Source organism: Clostridioides sp. ZZV15-6383 (genome assembly GCF_020657735.1).
GTDB classification, from domain to species: Bacteria; Bacillota; Clostridia; order Peptostreptococcales; family Peptostreptococcaceae; genus Clostridioides; species Clostridioides difficile_D.
In genome coordinates, this window is sequence record NZ_JAGWCV010000229.1 from 1 (window position 1) to 255 (window position 255).

At 28.6% G+C, this 255-nt stretch carries 1 pseudogene; it reads right to left on the reverse strand.

Annotation, left to right across the window (positions count from 1 at the left end):
• A pseudogene (locus KGF42_RS19575) lies at positions 1 to 255 on the reverse strand (cell wall-binding repeat-containing protein); the annotation flags it as partial.

A 255-nucleotide genomic window follows, 5' to 3' on the forward strand; every position in this document is an offset into this window, starting at 1 on the left:
ATCTGATTTAGCCACTAAAACAGCTTCTAATTCATCATCTGTATAGAATTTTTTTATTACATTTGCATTTGTCTCATGTCTATCTGCTCCGTATACTCTATTATTAGTAACACTCTCCTTAGTTATTTCATTTACCTTATTTATAACATTTGTTGACAACATTTGAGGACCACCTATAAAATAAGCACTTTGTAAATCCTCACTCTCTAGCCACTTATATGTATTATTTGTAATACTATCTTTATCAGTTAATAT